This window comes from Serratia sp. HNCC26DJ244 (assembly GCF_057180565.1).
In genome coordinates, this window is the sequence record NZ_JBXUGO010000002.1 from 265,601 (window position 1) to 286,366 (window position 20,766).

Sequence of the window (20,766 nt, forward strand, 5' to 3'; positions counted from 1 at the left end):
GTCAAGATGGATATGGCAAATCTGACTTGGCAGCACGGTCAACCACGGGCAACCGGTCTTTTAAAGGCTAATCCGGAAGACTTTGTGGTCGTGGAAGATTTAGGTTTTACACCAGATGGTGAAGGTGAGCACCTGCTGGTGAATATTCGCAAAAATGGCTGTAATACTCAGTTTGTCGCTGACTACCTGGCAAAGTTTGCCGGTATTCATGCCCGTTCAGTCAGTTATGCCGGGTTGAAAGATCGCCATGCGGTGACTGAACAGTGGTTTTGCCTGCATCTGCCGGGTAAAGCCTCGCCGGATTTTAGCCAGTTTATGCTTGAAGGGTGCCAGGTATTGCAGACCGCTCGCCATTTACGCAAGTTGCGCATTGGTACGCTGCAAGGGAATGATTTTACACTAGTGCTTCGCCAGATCAGTGATCGCCAGGAGGTGGAGCAGCGTCTGCAAGCTATCGCCGTCCATGGCGTCCCCAATTACTTTGGTCTCCAGCGTTTTGGCCATGGTGGCAATAACCTGGTTATGGCACGCCGTTGGGCCAACGATGAAATACGGGTTAAAGAGCGTAATAAGCGTAGTTTCTATCTTTCCGCCAGTCGGAGCGCGCTATTCAACTTAGTGACCAGCCAGCGTTTGGCTAACCAACAGCAGCGCAAAGTGCTGGCCGGGGATGCATTGCAGCTTGCCGGGCGAGGGAGTTGGTTTGTCGCCAAAGAGGAAGAGCTGCCAACCTTGCAACAACGTCTGGACGCGGGTGAACTGATGATTACCGCGCCATTACCGGGCGACGGTGAACCTGGTACTGCCAACGAAGCCTTGGCATTTGAACAGCATTGTTTAGCACAACAGCCGGAGTTGCTGACACTTTTAAGGCGTGAACGCGTTGAGCCTGCCCGTCGGGCCTTACTGTTATACCCACAGAAGTTACAGTGGAACTGGTGGGATGATGCCACCGTTGAGTTACGCTTCTGGTTACCCGCAGGGAGTTTTGCGACCAGCGTAGTCCGTGAAATGATACAGCAGGATAACAGTGATGCGGATATTGCTGAGTAATGATGATGGTGTCAATGCGCCGGGCATCCAGGTGCTGGCGGCAGCGCTGCGTGAGTTTGCCCAAGTACAGATAGTGGCACCGGATCGTAACCGTAGTGGTTCTTCCAATGCGTTAACGTTAAGGGTGCCGTTGCGCACGCACACATTACCTAATGGTGATATTGCCGTTCAGCAGGGAACGCCGACGGATTGTGTGTATCTCGGGGTTAATGCCTTGATGCATCCAGCGCCAGATATAGTGGTTTCAGGTATTAATGCTGGGCCCAATTTAGGGGATGATGTTATCTATTCAGGCACCGTTGCAGCAGCGATGGAGGGGCGTCATTTGGGCTTGCCTGCGTTAGCGGTGTCACTGAATGGGCATCAGCATTATGACACCGCTGCGGCCATCACTTGTCGCTTGTTACGTGCATTGCTAGGCGAACCGTTGCGCACTGGCAAAATTCTCAATATTAATGTCCCTGATTTACCTCTGGCAGAAATCAAAGGAATACGCGTAACGCGTTGTGGTAGCCGACACCCTGCCGATAAAGTGTTTTGTCAGCAGGATCCCTATGGTGAAAAATTATATTGGATCGGGCCCCCAGGTGATAAATTCGATGCTGGACCCGATACCGATTTTGCCGCAGTCGATCAAGGTTATGTGGCAATTACTCCTTTGCAGGTCGATTTGACCGCTTATAGGGCACAAGAGGTGCTGACAACATGGTTAACCAGAGCAGGGTTTCGTGAGCAATGGTGAACAAGCGCATACAAACATTGCTGAAGCAATTACGCCAGCAGGGCATCAGGGATGAACGCTTGCTCAGTGCCATCGAAAACGTTCCGCGTGAGCGTTTTGTTGACGAAGCGTTTGCACATAAAGCTTATGAGAATACCGCACTGCCGATTGGTTCCGGGCAGACCATCTCTCAGCCTTATATCGTCGCGCGTATGACTGAACTGCTGAATTTACGGCCGACTTCCCGTGTACTGGAAATAGGTACCGGTTCTGGTTACCAGACCGCCGTCTTGGCACATTTGGTACAGCATGTTTATTCTGTTGAGCGAATCAAAGGATTACAGTGGCAAGCCAAGCGTCGCTTGAAACAACTCGATTTACATAATGTCTCCACGCGCCATGGTGACGGCTGGCAGGGCTGGGCCGCTCGGGGGCCATTTGATGCCATTATCGTGACCGCCGCACCACCAGAAATTCCCCAAGCGCTGGTACAACAGTTAGATGACGGTGGGATTCTAGTGTTACCTGTGGGGCAGACACAACAGATGTTGCAGTGTATTCATCGGCGTGGCGATGGATTTACCATTGATACGGTTGAAGCAGTAAGATTTGTTCCTTTAGTGCAAGGTGAATTGGTGTAATTGAGCCTATCTGTTCATTTAGACTGTTAAGTGGTTGTTGTGTCGTGCACGAAATCAATCTGCTGACCACTTGAAAGAACTTGGATAGAGAGTTTCAATAATATTAATTTTCAATAAAATGGCTTTTTTATTGTATAGCAATGCCCAGGTCGTTATATCCTGCATCACTCAAACGGTAAAGATAGTCGTGGAAGTGGGATTGGGTATTGCATTGTGAGTGTTAATTTTTAGTTCCCTGGTAGAGGAATTGTGGGTATTTAAGTTCGTCTGGGGAAATACTTGTTTAAAACTGAGAGAACGTTATATAACCAATTGCATTGGGACAGTGATGTAATGAAGCCGTGTTAGCTCGCTTAAGTAAGCAACAGGGGGACAACGTCTGCTGGTAACATGCAGGTTGAAGAGTATAACGTTTATATTGCTGTCGTGGGGGGAGCATGAGCACGGGAAGCCCAATGATTACTTTGCGCCGAGCGGCGATCTGTATGATGTTAAGTTTGGGGTTGGCGGGTTGTTCGAGTAATAATCCAAATTCAGCGCCGATTAGTAGCGTAGATGGCAGTGGCTCTGTCACATCTGCTAGTCAGGGGAGTGGATCACAAGGGCGTATTGCTTACAATCGCAGTTATAACGCTATACCCAAAGGGAGCTACAGCGGCAGTACTTATACTGTAAAACGGGGTGATACGCTGTTCTATATTGCCTGGATCACCGGGAGTGATTATCGTGATCTGGCCGAGCGTAATAATATCCCGCAACCCTATAATTTAGAGGTTGGCCAAACCATTCAGCTTGGTAATGGTTCTGCCAAGAGTAGTGGTGGCATGTTGGCCGCCACTGATGCAACAAGAGGCGGCGTACCGAAGCCACCTTCGAGCAGCCAGATACAAACAACAGCTGTTGATTCTCAGTCGACGAGCGCGTATTCTGACAACTCAAGTAAACAGAATGTAGGTAAAATGTTACCAGCATCAGGGGCTGTGGCGGTCGCTACCAGCAATGCTCCTGTTATCGCACCAACTGCGACAGTACCAAGCAGTACCGCCAGTAATAGTGCACCAGTAAGTACTTGGAAATGGCCAACTGATGGTAAAATTATCGATAACTTTTCCTCAGCGGAAGGGGGAAATAAAGGTATCGATATTGGTGGTACCCGGGGGCAGCCTATCTTTGCTACCGCCGATGGCCGCGTAGTTTATGCGGGCAACGCTTTACGGGGTTATGGTAATCTGATAATCATTAAGCATAATGATGATTACTTGAGTGCTTATGCTCATAACGACACAATGCTGGTCCGGGAACAACAAGAAGTGAAAGCAGGACAAAAAATAGCAACAATGGGAAGCACCGGAACCAGTTCAGTACGCTTACATTTTGAAATTCGTTACAAGGGGAAGTCCGTAAACCCGCTGCGTTATCTTCCGCAGCGATAGATTGGGCAGAATGCACCCTGTTCTGCTCGTGTTATCACGGGTAGGAGCCGCCTTATGAGCCAAAATACGCTGAAAGTTAATGAGTTACACGATGAAGTAGATTTCGATGAGAATGCCACGGAGGCTGAGTCATTTGATGAACCTGAGCTGGAGGAAGAAACCAGTGAGGATGACTTGGCAGAAGATGAACTCTTGTCTCAAGGTGTTACCCAACGCGTATTGGATGCAACGCAGCTCTATCTGGGCGAAATCGGTTACTCTCCGCTGCTGACCGCAGAAGAGGAGGTCTATTTTGCACGGCGGGCACTGCGCGGAGATGTACCCGCGCGCCGCCGCATGATAGAAAGTAACCTGAGGCTGGTCGTGAAAATTGCACGTCGTTATAGCAATCGTGGCCTGGCACTGTTGGATCTGATTGAAGAGGGGAACCTCGGTCTGATCCGTGCAGTGGAGAAGTTTGATCCAGAACGCGGTTTCCGTTTTTCCACCTATGCGACTTGGTGGATCCGTCAGACGATTGAACGGGCGATTATGAATCAAACCCGTACGATCCGTTTACCGATCCACATCGTAAAAGAGTTGAATGTTTATTTGCGTACTGCACGTGAGCTCTCTCATAAACTGGACCATGAGCCCAGTGCTGAAGAGATTGCACAGCAGCTTGACAGATCGGTTGATGATGTTAACCGTATGTTGCGCTTAAATGAACGTATCACTTCTGTCGATACGCCGCTGGGTGGTGATTCTGAAAAAGCTCTGCTGGATATCTTGGCAGATGAGAAAGAGAATGGGCCAGAAGACACCACGCAAAACGATGATATTAAACAAAGTATCGTTAAGTGGTTGTTTGAATTGAACGCTAAACAGCGTGAGGTGTTGGCTCGTCGTTTCGGTTTGTTAGGTTATGAAGCGGCAACGCTGGAAGACGTGGGGCATGAAATTGGTTTAACCCGTGAGCGTGTTCGTCAAATCCAAGTTGAGGGTTTACGGCGCTTACGTGAAATCCTGCAGATGCAGGGCTTGAGTATTGAAGCTCTGTTCCGCGAATAAATACAGTGACATCAAAATAGAAACGGTGAGTATGATGCTCACCGTTTTTTTTGGCCCTTAACACACTAAGCACTAGCAAGGTCTTTGGGGCGCTAGAAAGGTGTTCGGGGCAGTGATGCTCTATACGCCATCAGTTAAAGCGTCATAGTTAAAGCTCCATAGTTAAAGCGTCATAGTGAAAAGCTGGGCTCAGACCAGTTTTTTTAACTGATAGATCCATTCCAACGCCTGGCGAGGTGACAGGGTATCCGGGTCTAACTTTTCCAATGCCTCGACGGCGGGAGAGACCTCTTCATTCAGTAACGTCATTTGGGTGGCGTCTATCGTCCCAGTCGCTGTTTGGCTAGAAATCATCTCCAATTCGCGCAATTTCTGACGAGCGCGTTTGATCACATCCCGGGGAACTCCCGCCAATGCAGCCACGGCCAAGCCGTAGCTTTTACTGGCCGCCCCCTCTTGCACACTGTGCATAAAGGCGATGGTATCGCCGTGTTCCAGAGCATCCAGGTGAACATTGACCACACCTTCCATTTTCTCTGGCAGGGTGGTTAGCTCAAAATAGTGGGTAGCAAACAGTGTCATGGCTTTGATGCGGTTAGCCAGGTTTTCAGCGCAGGCCCAAGCCAGAGAAAGACCGTCGTAAGTGGAGGTGCCCCGGCCAATTTCGTCCATTAGTACCAGGCTGTTTTCGGTCGCGTTATGCAGAATATTGGCGGTTTCAGTCATTTCCACCATAAACGTGGATCGGCCAGAGGCCAGATCATCAGCGGCCCCAACCCGGGTAAAAATGCGATCGACTGGGCCGATAATCGCTTTGGTTGCCGGTACAAAACTACCGATATGTGCCATCAGGACAATCAATGCTGTTTGGCGCATATAGGTACTTTTACCCCCCATATTTGGGCCAGTAATGATTAACATGCGGCGTTGCGGCGAGAGTGAAACCGGGTTGGCTATAAAGGGTTCACTCAAGACTTGCTCTACCACCGGGTGACGCCCCTCGGTAAGGTGAATACCCGGTTGTTCGCTAATGGTCGGGCAAGCATAGTTCATTGTTTCAGCCCGCTCTGCCAGGTTAGCCAAAACATCCAGTTCAGCTAGCGCGCCAGCGCTTTGTTGCAATGTTTCAAGATGGGGTAACAGCAGGTCAAACAGCTCTTCATAGAGCCCTTTCTCGATAGCTAGTGCTTTCCCCTTCGAAGTGAGCACTTTGTCTTCGTACTCTTTCAGCTCAGGGATGATGTAGCGCTCAGCATTTTTCAGTGTTTGGCGACGAACATAGTGGATCGGCACCAAGTGACTTTGCCCTCGACTCACCTGGATATAATAACCGTGAACGCCATTAAAGCCGACTTTCAGCGTATCCAAGCCCAGCTTCTCACGTTCACGCACCTCTAACCGATCCAAATAGTCACTGGCGCCATCTGCCAAGGCACGCCATTCATCCAACTCGGTGTTATAGCCGCTGGCGATCACACCGCCATCACGTACCAACACCGGTGGCGTTTCAACAATGGCGCGTTCCAGTAGCGCTTGTAATTCGTCAAACTGACCAATTTGTGACAACAGCTGCTGCACATAAGGTGTTGACGAGTTTTCCAGCACTGCGCGGATACTGGGCAACTGCTGAAACGCATGGCGCATACGGGCCAAATCCCGCGGACGGGCGGTTCGCAACGCCAGACGAGCAAGAATACGCTCCTGATCACCCACTTGCCGTAGTGGTGGCTGCAAATCGGCATAGAGATCCTGCAGTGTGGTGATGGCTTGCTGGCGTTGGTGAAGCACGACACTATCGCGCGTTGGCATATGTAACCAACGTTTTAGCATGCGGCTACCCATTGGCGTGACGGTGCGGTCAAGAATGGCCGCCAGGGTATTTTCACTGCTACCAGAAAGGCTTTGGGTGATCTCCAGATTGCGGCGGGTAGCCGCATCCATAATGATCCCATCTTGCTGGCGCTCCATGGTAATAGTACGAATATGGGGCAGTGAAGTACGCTGGGTATCTTTAACATATTGCAGCAGACAACCAGCGGCACGCAGAGCCTGGTGCGCTTGCTCCACACCAAAACCACTCAAATCGCGGGTGCCAAATTGCAGATTTAATTGTTGGCGCGCCGTTTCTAGTTCAAATTCCCACAGTGGGCGGCGGCGCAGACCATGACGTGATTCAATTAGCGCCATCTGCTCAAAGGTTTCTGGGTAGAGCAGTTCAGCAGGATTGGTGCGCTGTAATTCGGCAGCCATCGTTTCCAGGTCTTCAGGTTCGGCAATGCGGAAACGCCCAGAACTGAGGTCCAGGGTGGCATAACCAAAACCGCGGCCATCTTGCCAGATAGCCGCCAGCAAGTTATCTTGCCGCTCCTGCAACAAGGCCTCGTCAGTGATGGTGCCCGGGGTAACGATGCGCACCACTTTGCGTTCAACCGGGCCTTTACTGGTGGCTGGGTCGCCAATCTGTTCACAGATTGCTACTGATTCCCCTTGCTGAACCAGCTTGGCAAGATAGTTTTCTACCGCGTGGTAGGGAACACCGGCCATGGGAATGGGCTCACCTGCTGAAGCGCCTCGCTTGGTCAGTGAGATATCCAACAACTGAGAAGCGCGTTTGGCATCGTCATAAAACAGCTCGTAGAAATCCCCCATGCGGTAAAACAGCAGGATCTCTGGGTGCTGTGCTTTAAGACGCAAATACTGCTGCATCATTGGTGTATGGCCGGTGAAGTCCGTATCAAATGACTCTTTCATATTTGAGGAAACTCGCTTAATCAGTCTGTTGTGTTCTCAGCTAGGTCGGGTGAACATGGCGGCGTAGATTTGAATCAATCAGTGATATCTCATGCTAAACCGTGCCAGGGCATGTTTTATATCCAATCCGCAACCAAAGGCGAATCTTATCACTGATAATCATCGTCATTCACCCACAGGTTTACTGCTGCAATCTGTGTCTTGATTGTTCACCGCTTGAGGTTATCAGAACAATACGAGGTTATGTGCCTGATTTTGAAATTATTGCCCAACCCCGCGAGGCAACCCGCAATTTTGTCCAGGCAGATGAGATAGCCATTTTTATTCAAGCTGCTGCCAGACCCACAATTTAAATGACTTGATGATAAGTCACTTTCATAATTTTACTTTTTCGAAAAAACAACGTGATGCTCACAGAAAAATGCGCGATATATAATACTATATTGCTCGATTTCGAGCTTTTCTCCCCCATTGAGTTCACGTTGGCACCTGGCGACGATGTACTCGTTGTTTGAATAACCTAATAACCAGGATAAGCGGCAAAGTCGTCACAGGGGGAACCGTTCAAATCACTCATAATCGATAAGTATTAATTTGATTCCATTTATTTGATTTTAATAGGATTAGGAAATGAAAAAACATTTAATATCCTTGTTTATCGGCGCAACGCTAGCAGGGGGAATATACCCAGCTTTCGGTACTTCTTCACTGCCGACACTTGATGGGAAAGCACCATTGTTGGTTGGTCACCGTGGTCTACCTGGATTATTCCCAGAAGAGACGGGGCCTGCTTATGAGGCCGCGGCGAAGGCCGGGGCGGATTCATTGGAGTTAGACCTGCATATGACCAAGGATTGTGTATTGGTCGCCCGTCATAATCCCTGGTTGAGTGATAACACCAATATTGCCGACGTTGCCAAAACGAATCCTGAAGTAGCCGCTCGTAAACGTACTGTACCAGGTGTAGCGGTGAACGTTGCTTGGCCAGCCACCGCCGAGAGTGGCCCGAGCACTTATTTGACCGACCTGACAGACCCGCAGGATCCTAAGTCGGTGCTCAAGTCGTTGATTGTGGATGGTGAGGACCATACCAATGACTGGTCAATCAGTGACTTCACGGTGGCAGAACTGAAAAGGTGGATTGGTGGTACCACCTACGATGCGCGTGATCTTCGGCCTTCGAAGGATAATGGCAAGTATCCAGTGCTGACTTTCCAGGAAGTGATCGATATTGCTAACGCACAGAGCAAAGCCACAGGGCGCCAGATATCTGTCTACCCGGAAAGTAAAAACCCCTATTGGAATAATGCTCAGGCGATCGCCAATGGTTGTGGTAAGCCGGGAAGCCACCCGTTCGAGGATGAAATAATCAAAGTGATTGAGAAGAATAAACTTAATCACCAAGATGCGGCGATCTACGTGCAAAGCTTCGACCCTGCCAGCCTGAAATATATGCGTAGCAAAGGGTTGAAAGCGAAAGTGGTGCAGCTTATTGATGGTAACGATGTGAACTATCGAACCGGCGAGATGATTTACAACACTAATGACTCTTCTACTTTTGTCAGCGGACGCCCTTATAGTTGGACGCTGGCCGGTAACCCGGCTTACTTTGGTTCGATGCTCACCCCTGAAGGACTGGCGGAAATCAAAACCTACGCGGACGGTATTGGCCCGTGGAAACCTCAACTGATGGCGTTGAAAGTTTCCCCTTGGAAGGAACAAGGGAAAGAGGGTAAACCTTACAGTGGCTTATTGGCCGATGTGAATAGTGTCGAACCGACTAATGTCATCCGCGACGCTCACCAGGCGGGTCTGTTCGTTCATGTCTTTACTTTCCGCGATGAGCCGAAATACCTTGCCGGCCTTTATCATGGCGATCCTAAGCAGGAGTACCTCAAGTTCTTCCAAGCGGGTATTGATGGTGTCTTTTCTGACTTTACCAACACGGCTTATGCGGCACGTGAGGCCTACTTGAAACAGACTGGGCATTAAGCTGTTATCACCTAAGTTGCTGCTCGGTGGCCATTAGGCGTTCAATAAGCCCGTGTTGCTGTTGGCAGTAAAGATAAGCCTCAAGGACGAGGCTTAATTACGATTGCCAAGTTTGATGCTGAATAACAGTTCTGTAGCCATCATGGTCAACAAATGTTCGGCCATGATTATCCCAATAAGGGTTAAAAGCGGGAATGCATAAAAACCCTGCTTCAATCATGTTATCGCAAACTGTTTGCCACTCAATGTCATCGGGGATATACAAAACCAAAAGATCTTCTACGGAAGGGATTGGGGAGATCGGATGGTCAAGACAAGCGGTAAATTCCAGATGCCATGGAATATCGGCGCGTCCTAGCATATAGCCGCTGAACCCGCTGTGATTTTCAAACCCCCCTATTTTTTGCAGGTTCAATCCATGGCAATACATTTCACAACTTTTATCCAGATGGGTGACAGGGCGGGCAATTCGCAGATGATAAAAATTCATGTTATGGCCCCAAGGTTAATTGCTAATAAAATTTTTTTAGTTTGTGAGTTTTAACGCCATTCTTGGCAAAAAATTTATCCATTTGGGGATATCAAGCGGGGTCGAGCACCGGATAATGACCCGTTTGTGAACGGGTCATTATCACTGACAGCCTTACTTCTCCGGCATGGTGCCTATGTTCTCATCAATGCGTTGGATCATATAAGGGAAGAAAGGGTTAGAGGAGAGACGCATTAGCGAATCCAGCCCGACCACCAGAACGGCACGTTCCCCTCGAGCAGCAAAAGTACCCAAGCTGATACCATATTGATTGCGCGGATCCGGGTAGCGCCCATATAGCGAATCACTTAGAGGGAAGGGGAGCGCCACGTGTGACAGTGAGAAAATATCTGGCAAATAGGTGATACCCAGCGCTTCTCTGGTTTCTGCGGTTTGCCCTGCTGCCACGATACGGGCTTCCGTATCGGTGGTCTCTGAGGTCACGTTAGTGACAATGGTCGCCTTATAGTTGCGTGGTGGTGCAGGTAACAACCGAGGCAGTGCAGTATAGGAAGTGGTTCTGAGCAGTGGACCGAAAGCCACCGCCTGGTTCAAATCGAACAGGACCACTTCGCTACCATTGGCTGGTAGGTGGTTGTACAGTGAAGTAATTACCGCGCGGGTACTGACCGTCGAGTCCATCACGGATTGGAATGTCAGTATCGGTGGTAATTCATTCATCTTGTTATTGCGTGAATCGGTGGCGATCTGATTTTGCAATACTTGGGTCAGTTGGAAAGATTGACGTGCAGCATTCACCGGAAACGAGTTGAACTTGAATGGGTTGAACTCAGGCACAATCCCTAACCAGGCTGCTTTGGCAAAAGCGGGGAAAATGGCAGGCCAACCAGCAAATCCAGCAAAACGGGCAAAACTGGTTACACCAATCATCGGGGAGATCAGTACCACACGTTGCGGTTTTGCCAGCGTCGGATCGTCAAGGGTATCCAGGGTATATTTCATCGCCAGCGCACCACCGTTGGAAAATCCAACGATATGCAGCGGTACATCATCACCAGCAAGACGTTTAGCTTCACGGACGGCCAGGCGGGTCGCGGCCAGCCAGTCCTCCCACGCGACATCAGTCAGGGCTCCAGGCACGGTGCCATGGGCCGGTAAACGAATACCCACTGCTGCATAGCCATACTGACGGTAATTATTAGCAATATGCCGCAGGCTATAAGGGGTATCGGTCAAGCCATGCAACAACACCACCACACCCTTTGGTTTGCCTTCCGGCATCATGGTGTAGGAACGGTTCCAGTTAGTGGCAAATTTTTCGGGGTAGATTGGGCTACCAGAATAGTAGCGATTCAGTGGTGTTTGTTTACTGCTGTCCAGTTTGTCAGTCACATTCAGTTTTACTTCTTTGAATAGATTGTCTTCAACCTTAAGGTAGTCAGCCCAACTGGCTTTGTCGATTTCACTGGCGCGCATTTCATGTGGAACGAAGGTGTGCCAAAGTTGCAGCGATGGCCCACGTTGGGTGTCATAAATACGCCCGGCTAGTGCCCCGATGAGTAACAGCACCATCAGCAGGACAATTCGTTTAATCCATTTGATAAACATTTAACGCTAACTCCGTTTTTTTATTGTAATGAACGAGCCGGATCACTCGCGATTATTCCGTAAGGCAGGATCACTTTGCTATCCTGAACCATCATATACCTGTCATCATTCAAGCGGCAGGGGGATTGAGTTGCTCCATGAGATTGAGCTGATGGGCCTGCGCAACGACTGCTACTGCGCGAATCGGCTGGAAATCACCTCCTTGTGATTTTTGTGGGCGATAACTTGCATCAACCAGATCAAAATTGTGGCGTATAGCTCAGACGGTTAACGCGGTGATACGGTAGTGGTACTGCCATTAGTCACCAGGGCGACACGTTGGCCAACATGAAACTGCGTTGATCCTTGCGCCTGAACCACCACGATGTTGACGCCATCATCACGGCGGACTTCTAGCTCGACACCCGCACTACGATTCATGGCACCTTGCACATTTGAACCTACCATGGCACCACCCACGGCTCCTGCTCCGGTTGCCAGATTGCGCCCAGAACCGCCACCCACGGTATTACCCAGCAGCCCACCCACCACAGCACCACCTATAGCTCCAGCAGTATTATTACCATTGCCACCCTGGATAGTCACAGGACGCACTGTTACCAAAGTGCCATAAGTCACGATATGAGCCTGCCTGGCTTGTGATGCAGTAAACGTATCGCCAGAAGAGGTCTGGTTAGTGGCACACCCACTAAGAACAGCAACAGCAATAGCAATGCCAACGATTGTTTTAGTCATATAAACTCCAAACAGGTTGATTTTACCAGGGAACAATGATTGCTCCGTTAGTAGTTAGTATGGCAGCAACTTGATTTTATTCAGGTAGCATAAGAAAAAATTATATCAGGGTGTCAGTATAAAAACTCGGATTTTTCGTATGTTACCGGGCGTTTTTTTGTTGGATTGGCCGCTTTTATTGATGGCGTGTTATTGCTTAATTAATTGATTATAAAATAAAAAATAGGAATGATGGGATGGGGTGGTTTTCGCGCCACGCTAGGATTTCGATAGGTAAAATAATTGGCGTAGCAGGCAGTAGGTTCATAGCTGCCTGCCATTAGGGTTAGCAGCCTCTGGGGGGATGATGAACCTCATCCGTAAGGTTCATTAGACCGATTGATCATTCACCCGCCAACTTAAACTCACGCTAGTTCTTGAATGATAATGGGCAGTTAGCGACATCCGCGGCCACTATTCATACCCCCTCCGCCCATTCCACCCATTCCACCCATACCTCCTCGGTGACCCATGGCAGGGAGACCGGCTTTGGCCAATTCAGTATCTAAGGCAACACGTTGCTGATACAACTGGTCATGTAGCGCAGAAATTTCTTTGCTGACCGCTAACGTTTTCTGTTCATCAAGGGGCTTACTGGTTAAAAGCGCATTGTATTCAGCTTTCTTGGCGATCAGTTGTTGGCGCAAATTAACCGTTTTAAGCTGGAAGTCATTAAATGCTTTCTGACGGATGGTCTGTTGCTCAGGCGTCAGGTTCGCCATATAGCCGGGTTGATAACCTGCACCTTGGTTCATACCTTGTTGATTGGCCATATTTTGCCCACGGTTACCATTTTGTGCCATTGCAGCCTGACTTAACCCTGCCAACATGGCGATAGAAATGATAGCGGCCAAAGAAGCTTTTTTCAGTTTCATGATTTATTCCTTCTGTTGAGTACCAATGATTATCAAGGGATGCATTTGCATGCGTGTTACAACATGTATTGCAACACGCGTGCCATGATCAAACTGGCATAGGAATTGTATGGTTATAGCGTCGTTATTGATGGCGGTTTTGCTAGGCAAGCAGCGTTATAAAGGGAAGTTCAGTGATAGTCTGACGGCAAGAATAAACATGAGCCGCAGGGCAATCGCTCCTTGCCAGGCGATTACTTCAAAGAAAGTGGGTAATTTTTACTCGCAATATGGCTAGTATGGGTAATATTTACCCATTGAGCCCCTTAGGGGAAGAGGCGCTAATGGCAACAGAATTTAAAAATAAGTTGAAGTTATTGGCGACGCTGCCCGGCTGGATGGTGATGGGGTCACTGCTAATGTTAGTCGCGATCATCATCACATTGGCTTTTAAAGATCTACAGCGTGGGCGAGATCTTGAGCTGCAGACATTGCGTGAAAAAAGTGCGGTATTGATTCGCTCTTTTGAATCTGGAGCGCGGGCCGGGATGGGGATGCGTTGGCACCAGGATCAGCGACAGACTCTGCTGGAAGAGATGGCCTATCAGCCTGGGGTGCTCTATATCGCGCTGACAGATGGTAGCGGGCGTATCTTGGCACATAGTGATCCTCAACGCATTGGTAGTCAGTTGTATACCCCACAACAGCTCGCTGCACTTAACGTAACGGGTTCAGAACAGTGGCATATGACGACGTTGGTCAATTCGCAACATAATCCACAGAATGCTTTTGAGGCCTATCGTTTTTTCAAACCATTAAGGGGGAATAATGGGCGTGCGGGTCATATGATGAATGGGCGCCACTTGGCGCAGAGAGAGGTTAATGAACTTAAAGATGACCCGCAATCGATCATTTTTGTTGCTTTTGATACTGCGGCGCTGGATGCCGCTCAAGAAAGGGGGATGCGGAATACCGTTATCCTGCTGACGATTTTATTATTACTCAGTGTGGTCAGTCTACTCGCGCTGTTCTTGGCCCGGCGTTATCAACGTTCTAACCAGCAATTGCAGGCTTCAAAGGCTTTTGCCAGCGAGATTATCAGCAATTTACCAATTGGCCTGATTACCACCAATGAACAACACCAAATCCGAGTAGTGAACCCGGTGGCTGAGCGTATGCTAGGGTATGATGCAGTAGGTTTGGTTGGTCAGAAAAGCCAGCAGGCCCTGCCCATCGAGTGGAACCAGTGGGTGGAAAAAAATGCTCAAGGGCTAGCGGTTATTGAGCAGGAAATGGAGTACCGATTGCCTGACGGGCAGATGTTGCCGTTGAGTGTTAGTGTGACCAATATCCTCAGCCAGCAGGGGCATTTTCTAGGAAACGTTTTTATCTTTCGTGATTTGCGAGAAGTACGCCAACTGCAAGAGGAAATTCGCCGTAAAGAAAAACTGGCTGCGATTGGGGATTTAGCTGCCGGTGTGGCTCACGAGATCCGTAATCCACTCTCTTCGATTAAAGGCTTTGCCTGTTATTTTGCCGCCCGTTCGTTGCCGGGCAGTGAGGAGCAAGAGCTTGCCAACGTCATGGCGAAAGAAGTAGACCGTCTTAATCGGGTGATTAGCGAATTGTTGGCATTGGTACGCCCTAGCGATTTATGCCTGAAACCGACAGACATTAATGCCGTGATTGAGCATTCATTGTTATTAATTCATCAGGATGCGCAGCAAAAAAACATCACCCTACGCTACTGTTGTCATAGCCCATTACCCAGTGTGGAGATCGATCCTGATCATTTCACTCAAGCGTTGTTGAATTTATACCTCAATGCTATTCAGGCAATGGGAACTGAAGGTGTGCTTGAAGTCGGGGTTGAAACGGTGGGTGATAGGGAATTACATATTACCGTGAGTGATTCAGGGCGTGGTATACCACCAGATGAACTGGCAAAAATCTTTAACCCCTATTTTACCACTAAAGCGACGGGAACAGGCCTAGGGTTGACGATAGTGCAAAAAGTGATTGAGGAGCACCAAGGGACGATCTCGGTGACCAGCCATCCCCAATTGGGCACCTGTTTTGAAATGATTATCCCGCTCAAACATAAAGAACAGTAGGGAAAATATATGGTAACGCCTTGCGCACAAATTCTTCTGGTAGAGGATGACCTCAGTCATTGCACGATTTTACAGGCATTGATGACGGGGTGGGGATATCGAGTCAGTGTGGCTCATCATGGTCTCGAGGCGGTCGAGAAAGTGAAAAGTCAGCCGTTTGATCTGGTATTGAGTGATGTACGTATGGCTGAAATGGATGGCATCGCACTACTCAAGGTCATCAAGGCTTATAATCCTGCGATACCCATATTGATTATGACGGCTTATTCTAATGTTGAGTCTGCGGTGGAGGCGATTAAAGCAGGTGCTTATGATTACCTCACCAAGCCGTTGGATTTCGACATGCTGCGGCTGACGCTTGAGCGAGCACTGGAACATACCTCACTGAAAACTGAGAATCTCGCGTTGAAGCAACGTTTACTGTTTGATGATCAGAATATGATCGGGCGCAGTAAACCCATGCGCCAGTTGATGGAGATGATTGCCATGATTGCCCCTTCTGAGGCGACTGTGTTAATCAGCGGTGAATCGGGTACAGGTAAAGAGTTAATCGCCAAAGTCGTGCATGCGAATAGTCTGCGTAAGGAACAGCCGTTAGTCAGTGTCAACTGTGCTGCATTGAGTGAATCTCTTTTGGAGTCAGAGCTGTTTGGTCATGAGAAAGGGGCTTTCACTGGGGCCGATAAGCGTCGCGAAGGGCGTTTTATGGTGGCCAATGGCGGCACTTTGTTTCTGGATGAGATTGGCGAGATTTCACCATTGATGCAGGTGAAATTGCTGAGAGCCATTCAGGAACGAGAGATCCAGCGGGTGGGTAGTAACCAAACATTATCGGTGGATGTGCGCTTAATTGCCGCCACGAATAGGGACCTGTTGGCTGATGTGGAAGCAGGTAAATTTCGCCAGGATCTTTACTACCGGCTGAATGTGGTGACGGTGGAACTCCCGCCATTACGTCAACGTGGGGAAGATATTCCTTTGCTGGCGATGCATTTTCTGACCAAGTTTGCCGAGCGTAATCGCAAGAGGGTGAAAGGCTTTACACCGCAAGCCATGGATTTACTGGTGAAATACCCCTGGCCAGGTAATGTTCGTGAGCTTGAGAATAGCATTGAGCGGGGGGTGATCCTGCTAACAGGGGATTTTATTAGTGAAAAAGAGTTGCCGCTGAGCATTAGCCAGTGCGCGGAGTCACTGCCTATTCAGTCTGAAAAACAGATGTTAATTCAACCACTTGAACAGTTAGAGAAAGAGGCGATTTTAGCTGCATTGGAAAAGACGGCAGGTAACAAAACTGAAGCGGCCAGGCAGTTGGGTATTACCCGCAAAACATTATTAGCCAAATTGCATAAATAAGAGAGCGGCCTGATGTGACTCAAGTTATTGGGGGGCATAAAGTCCCATCCTTGGGGCAGATATCATTCCGTGATGAATGGCGTTTGGCGGTATAATGGTACCCGCACCAATCAGGCGACGCTTAGGCGAGAAATTCTACTCTGCCGCCATTTAAGTGGTACATACTGCCAACAATCTTTATTTTCCCTTCATCTTCCAGCTTTTTCAGTACCGGGCTGTTTTTGCGAATATCTTCAATGGTCATTTGAACGTTGGTTTTGGCGACAGCATCGACAAAGTCATAATTGCTACCGGTACGCTCTCCTTTATACTCGGTTTTATCGATAGCGGGTTTGATCTTGTGGAGCAGGGATGTCAGGTTACCCAGTTCGGCATGATCAATTGCGCCTTTAACCGCACCGCAGGCAGTATGCCCCATAACCAGTACCACTTTGGCCCCAGCAACGGCACAAGCAAACTCCATACTTCCGAGAATATCAGTATTTTGAATATTACCGGCAACCCGAGCATTAAAGGTTTCGCCGATACCCACATCTAGCAGGATCTCTGCCGGAGCACGTGAGTCAATACAACTTAAAATTACTGCAGCGGGAAATTGCCCATGCTGGCTGGCTTGCTTTTGAGCAACATAATCATGTTGCTGCATTTTTCCCTCACGAAATCTGATATTACCTTGTTTAAAGCTATCAATGATTTCATCCGGTGTCATTTTATCGCGTTCTTCTTTGGTCATCGCGGCGGAAAAGGCTACAGACGGCAGGGTAATGCCGGCAATTCCGGTGATGGCTAATGCAGAAACGGCTGCGGTACGTTTTAATAGCGTGCGGCGCGATGGTTCAGGTAACAGATGCTTACTCATAATGCCTCTCGTGTTATTTAGAGTATACGGTGATCTGATAAGCAGCAGTGATCTTGGCTGCAACAGTAACGATTTTGCCGATAAAAAAAGGAGATGATTTATCCCCTAATACGAATTAATTATAGTGCGCTCACTGGGTGAGTATGGTAATTCCTCAATCATTTTAGTGGATTATGGCAATATAATATCCCGCTAAGATTATTTTTCTCGCTATTTAATGTCATATTGGTGAAAAGTGAATCATTCTTTAGTTTGAATTGTGATGTAGGTTGGGTTTGTGACATTCAATTGGCGAGCTGAGTCGCTTGGTCGAGTGCATATTCCTATTTGTCGATGTTGGACAATGTTCTAACATAGTAGGTATCCCTTTTACTTGGTTTATATGGATATCCAATGCGCTGCCTGGTCACCTTTTTACCTCTTTTTTCTTTACTGGCTGCTTGCAGCAGTCAACCTAAGCCTGTTGCAGAACCTGTTGTTCCTGCTAATAACTCGATTTCACAAAGTGGTTTTGTGCTATCACCGCAACATGCCATACATCCATTAAGTGGTGATTTTGCTGATAATCCGGCGACGGCGCGTTTTATTGACAAAATGGTGCGCGAGCATGGTTTTGAGCGCCAGCAATTGCATGATGTTTTGGCACAGGCTCGTCAATTGGATTGGGTTGTGACTCTGATGGATAAACAAGCGCCTGTTGGTCAACCATCAACTCGTCCAAATGGTGCCTGGATCCGTTATCGCAGCAAATTTATAACGCCGGACAATATCCAAAAAGGCGTCATGTTCTGGAATCAGCATGAAGCAGCACTACAGCGTGCTGAGCAAGTTTATGGTGTATCACCGGAAATTATTGTTGGCATAATAGGAGTAGAAACCGGTTGGGGCCGGGTAATGGGTAAAACTCGCATTATTGATGCCTTGGCGACATTGTCGTTTAACTATCCGCGTCGTGCTGAATACTTTAGTGGTGAGTTAGAAACTTTCTTGCTGATGGCACGTGCAGAAGGTGATGATCCGCTTTCTTTGCAAGGCTCTTACGCGGGGGCGATGGGATATGGTCAATTTATGCCGTCATCATTTAAACGTTACGCGGTTGATTTTAATGGCGATGGTCACATAAACCTCTGGGATCCGGTGGATGCTATTGGCAGCGTAGCGAATTATTTTAAATCTCACGGTTGGACGCATGGCGCAACAGTCGCCGTTCCAGCCAGCGGCCAAGCACCGGGGCTGGACTTCGGGTTTAAGACAAAATACTCGGTTGCTACATTGGCGGCGGCTGGGTTGACGCCTCGCGGGTCATTGGAAGGAAATCAGCAAGCCAGCCTGTTGCGTCTGGATATGGGCAACCGATATGAATATTGGTACGGATTACCTAATTTTTACACTATTACTCGCTATAACCACAGTGTCCACTACGCTATGGCGGTATGGCAATTAGGGGAGGCCGTTGGCCGAGCGCGGCGTGGGCATTGAGCCCAATGAATTTTGCCTTTAATGGCCTGCTCTTTTAGCAGGCCTCACTGCTCAAGTGGGGCCTGTTTTGTCGTCGGTAGTGTTTCGTGAATGATTGGCTCATTAAAGGTTGGTTTCGATGACGGGGAAAGTGGTGCGTCGGATTGGCTGCCTGGCATCGCGCAATGGGGTACTGGCGCATCCGGCACCCTTTGATATCCTGCTTTTGGCATATTTTTGCCGCAGGCCATAATCAACATGCCGCATAAAGCGATAAAGGCGTAGAGAATATTGCCCTCCCAAAACGGGATAAGTGCCCCCACGACTAATGGCCCAATGCTGGCTCCGATGCCAAATGCCATCAGCAGGCAAGCAGCAAGCGAAACACGACGCTTTGGTTCTATTAGGTCATTGGCGAGAGCCACTGCCAATGGATAAAGCGTGAATTGCAGCATGCTGACAATAAAGCCAAGCATCAGCAGCATATGAAAATCAATTTGTGGTAGTAGTGCTAGCGGTAAGGCAGCAATAATCAATAAAAATGCGTTAATCTGCATAAGTCTGGTTCGATTATAGTGATCGGACAACCAACTTAGCGGAAGCTGGGCCACCAATCCGGCAAAAATAGCAATGGCCATAAATAGGCCGGTTTGTTGGGTACTCAGTCCCTGTTTACTGGTATAAACCGGGGCTAGCCCATAAAAGGCCCCTACAGCCATGCCGATAAACAACATCGCTGCCAGTACTCTGGGGATGGCGCTGACAAAATAGCGCAGTTCCATGGGGGCTGGTGACAGGTGGCGCGCATTAGTGCGGGTAGTCAGCGCGATGGGGACCAGACAGAGGGAAAAACACAGAGCGATCAGCAATAGCGTACTGATGTCCAGGCTGGTTTGCAGCATCAGGACGAGTTGCCCTAGTGACATGCCAAGGTAAGATGCCGCCATATAAAATCCAAATACCATACCGCGTTGATTGGACTCGGATTGATCATTCAGCCAGCTCTCTAAAACCATGTACTGACACATCATGCATAGGCCAATAATCAGCCGCAATACGACCCATACTGGAATGTATTCCGTCAAACCATGGGCCAGTACGGCGGCGGTAATGATACCCGCACAGGAAACATAAGCTCGGATGTGACCCACTCGGGCAATCAGAAAGTGCCCCACCTTGCCGCCGATCACCAGGCCAAGATAGTTGGCTGTAACAATGGCGCCAATCAAAGTACCACTGACATTGATAGAGGCTAGTCGCAAGGATATATAGGTTGTCAGTAACCCTGCGCCCAGTAGCATTAACAACGTGGTGGTATACAGTGGAAAGAATACCCCTAATGTTTTTTTCACTCAGCCTTCCTGTTTTAGCTCAAGCGCAGCCCATTATAGAGTGGGCTGGCGGGTCTGTTTCCACATTAATTTATCCTTGGAACCCTTCAAGCTGCAGCGATGTTGGCTGAGTTATATCAGCCTGACATTTAGAACGGTAGTTTGAAATGGCATTCCTGCGAAGCATTATGCATTTCTTTAACAGAGTCACCAGCAGTGCTTGATAAATGTTACAATCAGGCACATATATCCCTGTCTTTGCAAGCGCTGCTCAACACTTT

16 protein-coding genes are annotated in these 20,766 nt (G+C 48.7%); 9 read left to right on the plus strand and 7 right to left on the minus strand.

Annotation, left to right across the window (positions count from 1 at the left end):
* Nucleotides 1-6 precede the first annotated feature (6 nt).
* The 5 genes from truD to rpoS all read left to right on the plus strand — a co-directional run bounded on the left by truD (nucleotide 7) and on the right by rpoS (nucleotide 4,898).
* Nucleotides 7-1,053, plus strand: a complete 1,047-nt coding sequence (gene truD / locus AC2A06_RS02765) for a tRNA pseudouridine(13) synthase TruD (protein WP_484379274.1) — start codon at nucleotides 7-9, stop codon at nucleotides 1,051-1,053.
* A complete protein-coding gene (gene surE, locus AC2A06_RS02770) occupies nucleotides 1,034-1,795 on the plus strand; it encodes a 5'/3'-nucleotidase SurE (RefSeq protein ID WP_484379275.1) in 762 nt (253 codons plus the stop codon). Before truD ends, surE begins: the two co-directional genes overlap by 20 nt.
* Entirely contained in the window at nucleotides 1,789-2,415 is a 627-nt protein-coding gene (locus AC2A06_RS02775; RefSeq protein WP_023491284.1) for a protein-L-isoaspartate(D-aspartate) O-methyltransferase, read from the plus strand. The genes surE and AC2A06_RS02775 overlap by 7 nt, the downstream gene beginning before the upstream one ends.
* A gap of 455 nt (nucleotides 2,416-2,870) precedes the next feature.
* Nucleotides 2,871-3,848, plus strand: a complete 978-nt coding sequence (gene nlpD, locus AC2A06_RS02780) for a murein hydrolase activator NlpD (RefSeq protein WP_484379313.1) — start codon at nucleotides 2,871-2,873, stop codon at nucleotides 3,846-3,848.
* A 54-nt stretch (nucleotides 3,849-3,902) separates the two neighbouring features.
* Nucleotides 3,903-4,898 (plus strand): RNA polymerase sigma factor RpoS, encoded by a 996-nt coding sequence (rpoS, locus tag AC2A06_RS02785; protein ID WP_023491770.1) that lies wholly within the window; start codon nucleotides 3,903-3,905, stop codon nucleotides 4,896-4,898.
* 189 nt (nucleotides 4,899-5,087) lie between these two features.
* Here the strand turns inward: rpoS and mutS are convergent, their stop codons facing one another.
* Nucleotides 5,088-7,649: a DNA mismatch repair protein MutS gene (mutS, locus tag AC2A06_RS02790; RefSeq protein WP_484379276.1), complete on the minus strand. Its 2,562-nt coding sequence runs from the start codon at nucleotides 7,647-7,649 to the stop codon at nucleotides 5,088-5,090.
* 630 nt (nucleotides 7,650-8,279) lie between these two features.
* Here mutS and AC2A06_RS02795 point away from each other — a divergent pair.
* A complete protein-coding gene (locus AC2A06_RS02795; RefSeq protein WP_484379277.1) occupies nucleotides 8,280-9,641 on the plus strand; it encodes a glycerophosphodiester phosphodiesterase family protein in 1,362 nt (453 codons plus the stop codon).
* 97 nt (nucleotides 9,642-9,738) lie between these two features.
* On the opposite strand, the gene AC2A06_RS02800 is transcribed toward AC2A06_RS02795, so the two are convergent.
* From AC2A06_RS02800 to AC2A06_RS02815, 4 genes are all read right to left on the minus strand, one after another.
* Nucleotides 9,739-10,131: a VOC family protein gene (locus tag AC2A06_RS02800; protein ID WP_484379278.1), complete on the minus strand. Its 393-nt coding sequence runs from the start codon at nucleotides 10,129-10,131 to the stop codon at nucleotides 9,739-9,741.
* 153 nt (nucleotides 10,132-10,284) lie between these two features.
* Nucleotides 10,285-11,739, minus strand: coding sequence for an alpha/beta hydrolase (locus tag AC2A06_RS02805; RefSeq protein ID WP_484379279.1), 1,455 nt, complete (start codon nucleotides 11,737-11,739; stop codon nucleotides 10,285-10,287).
* 267 nt (nucleotides 11,740-12,006) lie between these two features.
* On the minus strand, nucleotides 12,007-12,474 hold the full coding sequence (locus tag AC2A06_RS02810) for an outer membrane lipoprotein (RefSeq protein WP_473195980.1): 468 nt from the start codon (nucleotides 12,472-12,474) through the stop codon (nucleotides 12,007-12,009).
* A 434-nt stretch (nucleotides 12,475-12,908) separates the two neighbouring features.
* Complete coding sequence (locus AC2A06_RS02815; RefSeq protein WP_484379280.1) at nucleotides 12,909-13,388, minus strand: periplasmic heavy metal sensor; 480 nt, start codon at nucleotides 13,386-13,388, stop codon at nucleotides 12,909-12,911.
* Between the two features lie 323 nt (nucleotides 13,389-13,711).
* Here AC2A06_RS02815 and AC2A06_RS02820 point away from each other — a divergent pair, with 323 nt between their 5' ends.
* Both AC2A06_RS02820 and AC2A06_RS02825 read left to right on the plus strand, forming a co-directional pair.
* Complete coding sequence (locus tag AC2A06_RS02820; RefSeq protein ID WP_484379281.1) at nucleotides 13,712-15,481, plus strand: ATP-binding protein; 1,770 nt, start codon at nucleotides 13,712-13,714, stop codon at nucleotides 15,479-15,481.
* A 9-nt stretch (nucleotides 15,482-15,490) separates the two neighbouring features.
* The gene (locus AC2A06_RS02825; protein WP_484379282.1) at nucleotides 15,491-16,837 is read left to right on the plus strand and encodes a sigma 54-interacting transcriptional regulator; all 1,347 of its coding nucleotides are present in this window, start codon (nucleotides 15,491-15,493) and stop codon (nucleotides 16,835-16,837) included.
* A gap of 121 nt (nucleotides 16,838-16,958) precedes the next feature.
* On the opposite strand, the gene AC2A06_RS02830 is transcribed toward AC2A06_RS02825, so the two are convergent.
* Nucleotides 16,959-17,696, minus strand: coding sequence for a carbonic anhydrase (locus AC2A06_RS02830; protein WP_484379283.1), 738 nt, complete (start codon nucleotides 17,694-17,696; stop codon nucleotides 16,959-16,961).
* A gap of 393 nt (nucleotides 17,697-18,089) precedes the next feature.
* Here AC2A06_RS02830 and mltB point away from each other — a divergent pair, with 393 nt between their 5' ends.
* Nucleotides 18,090-19,175 (plus strand): lytic murein transglycosylase B, encoded by a 1,086-nt coding sequence (gene mltB, locus AC2A06_RS02835; RefSeq protein ID WP_484379284.1) that lies wholly within the window; start codon nucleotides 18,090-18,092, stop codon nucleotides 19,173-19,175.
* Nucleotides 19,176-19,219: 44 nt separating this feature from the next.
* On the opposite strand, the gene AC2A06_RS02840 is transcribed toward mltB, so the two are convergent.
* Nucleotides 19,220-20,506 carry an MFS transporter gene (locus AC2A06_RS02840; protein ID WP_473195974.1) on the minus strand — a complete coding sequence of 429 codons (1,287 nt, stop codon included), beginning with the start codon at nucleotides 20,504-20,506 and terminating at the stop codon, nucleotides 19,220-19,222.
* Between the last annotated feature and the right edge of the window lie 260 nt (nucleotides 20,507-20,766).

What these genes read in the sequence shown, in the direction of transcription:
- truD (WP_484379274.1), top strand. Translation starts at nt 7, where the DNA reads ATGGATATGGCAAATCTGACTTGGCAGCACGGTCAACCACGGGCAACC.
- surE (WP_484379275.1), top strand. Translation starts at nt 1,034, where the DNA reads ATGCGGATATTGCTGAGTAATGATGATGGTGTCAATGCGCCGGGCATC.
- AC2A06_RS02775 (WP_023491284.1), top strand. Translation starts at nt 1,789, where the DNA reads ATGGTGAACAAGCGCATACAAACATTGCTGAAGCAATTACGCCAGCAG.
- nlpD (WP_484379313.1), top strand. Translation starts at nt 2,871, where the DNA reads ATGATTACTTTGCGCCGAGCGGCGATCTGTATGATGTTAAGTTTGGGG.
- rpoS (WP_023491770.1), top strand. Translation starts at nt 3,903, where the DNA reads ATGAGCCAAAATACGCTGAAAGTTAATGAGTTACACGATGAAGTAGAT.
- mutS (WP_484379276.1), bottom strand. Translation starts at nt 7,649, where the DNA reads ATGAAAGAGTCATTTGATACGGACTTCACCGGCCATACACCAATGATG.
- AC2A06_RS02795 (WP_484379277.1), top strand. Translation starts at nt 8,280, where the DNA reads ATGAAAAAACATTTAATATCCTTGTTTATCGGCGCAACGCTAGCAGGG.
- AC2A06_RS02800 (WP_484379278.1), bottom strand. Translation starts at nt 10,131, where the DNA reads ATGAATTTTTATCATCTGCGAATTGCCCGCCCTGTCACCCATCTGGAT.
- AC2A06_RS02805 (WP_484379279.1), bottom strand. Translation starts at nt 11,739, where the DNA reads ATGTTTATCAAATGGATTAAACGAATTGTCCTGCTGATGGTGCTGTTA.
- AC2A06_RS02810 (WP_473195980.1), bottom strand. Translation starts at nt 12,474, where the DNA reads ATGACTAAAACAATCGTTGGCATTGCTATTGCTGTTGCTGTTCTTAGT.
- AC2A06_RS02815 (WP_484379280.1), bottom strand. Translation starts at nt 13,388, where the DNA reads ATGAAACTGAAAAAAGCTTCTTTGGCCGCTATCATTTCTATCGCCATG.
- AC2A06_RS02820 (WP_484379281.1), top strand. Translation starts at nt 13,712, where the DNA reads ATGGCAACAGAATTTAAAAATAAGTTGAAGTTATTGGCGACGCTGCCC.
- AC2A06_RS02825 (WP_484379282.1), top strand. Translation starts at nt 15,491, where the DNA reads ATGGTAACGCCTTGCGCACAAATTCTTCTGGTAGAGGATGACCTCAGT.
- AC2A06_RS02830 (WP_484379283.1), bottom strand. Translation starts at nt 17,696, where the DNA reads ATGAGTAAGCATCTGTTACCTGAACCATCGCGCCGCACGCTATTAAAA.
- mltB (WP_484379284.1), top strand. Translation starts at nt 18,090, where the DNA reads ATGCGCTGCCTGGTCACCTTTTTACCTCTTTTTTCTTTACTGGCTGCT.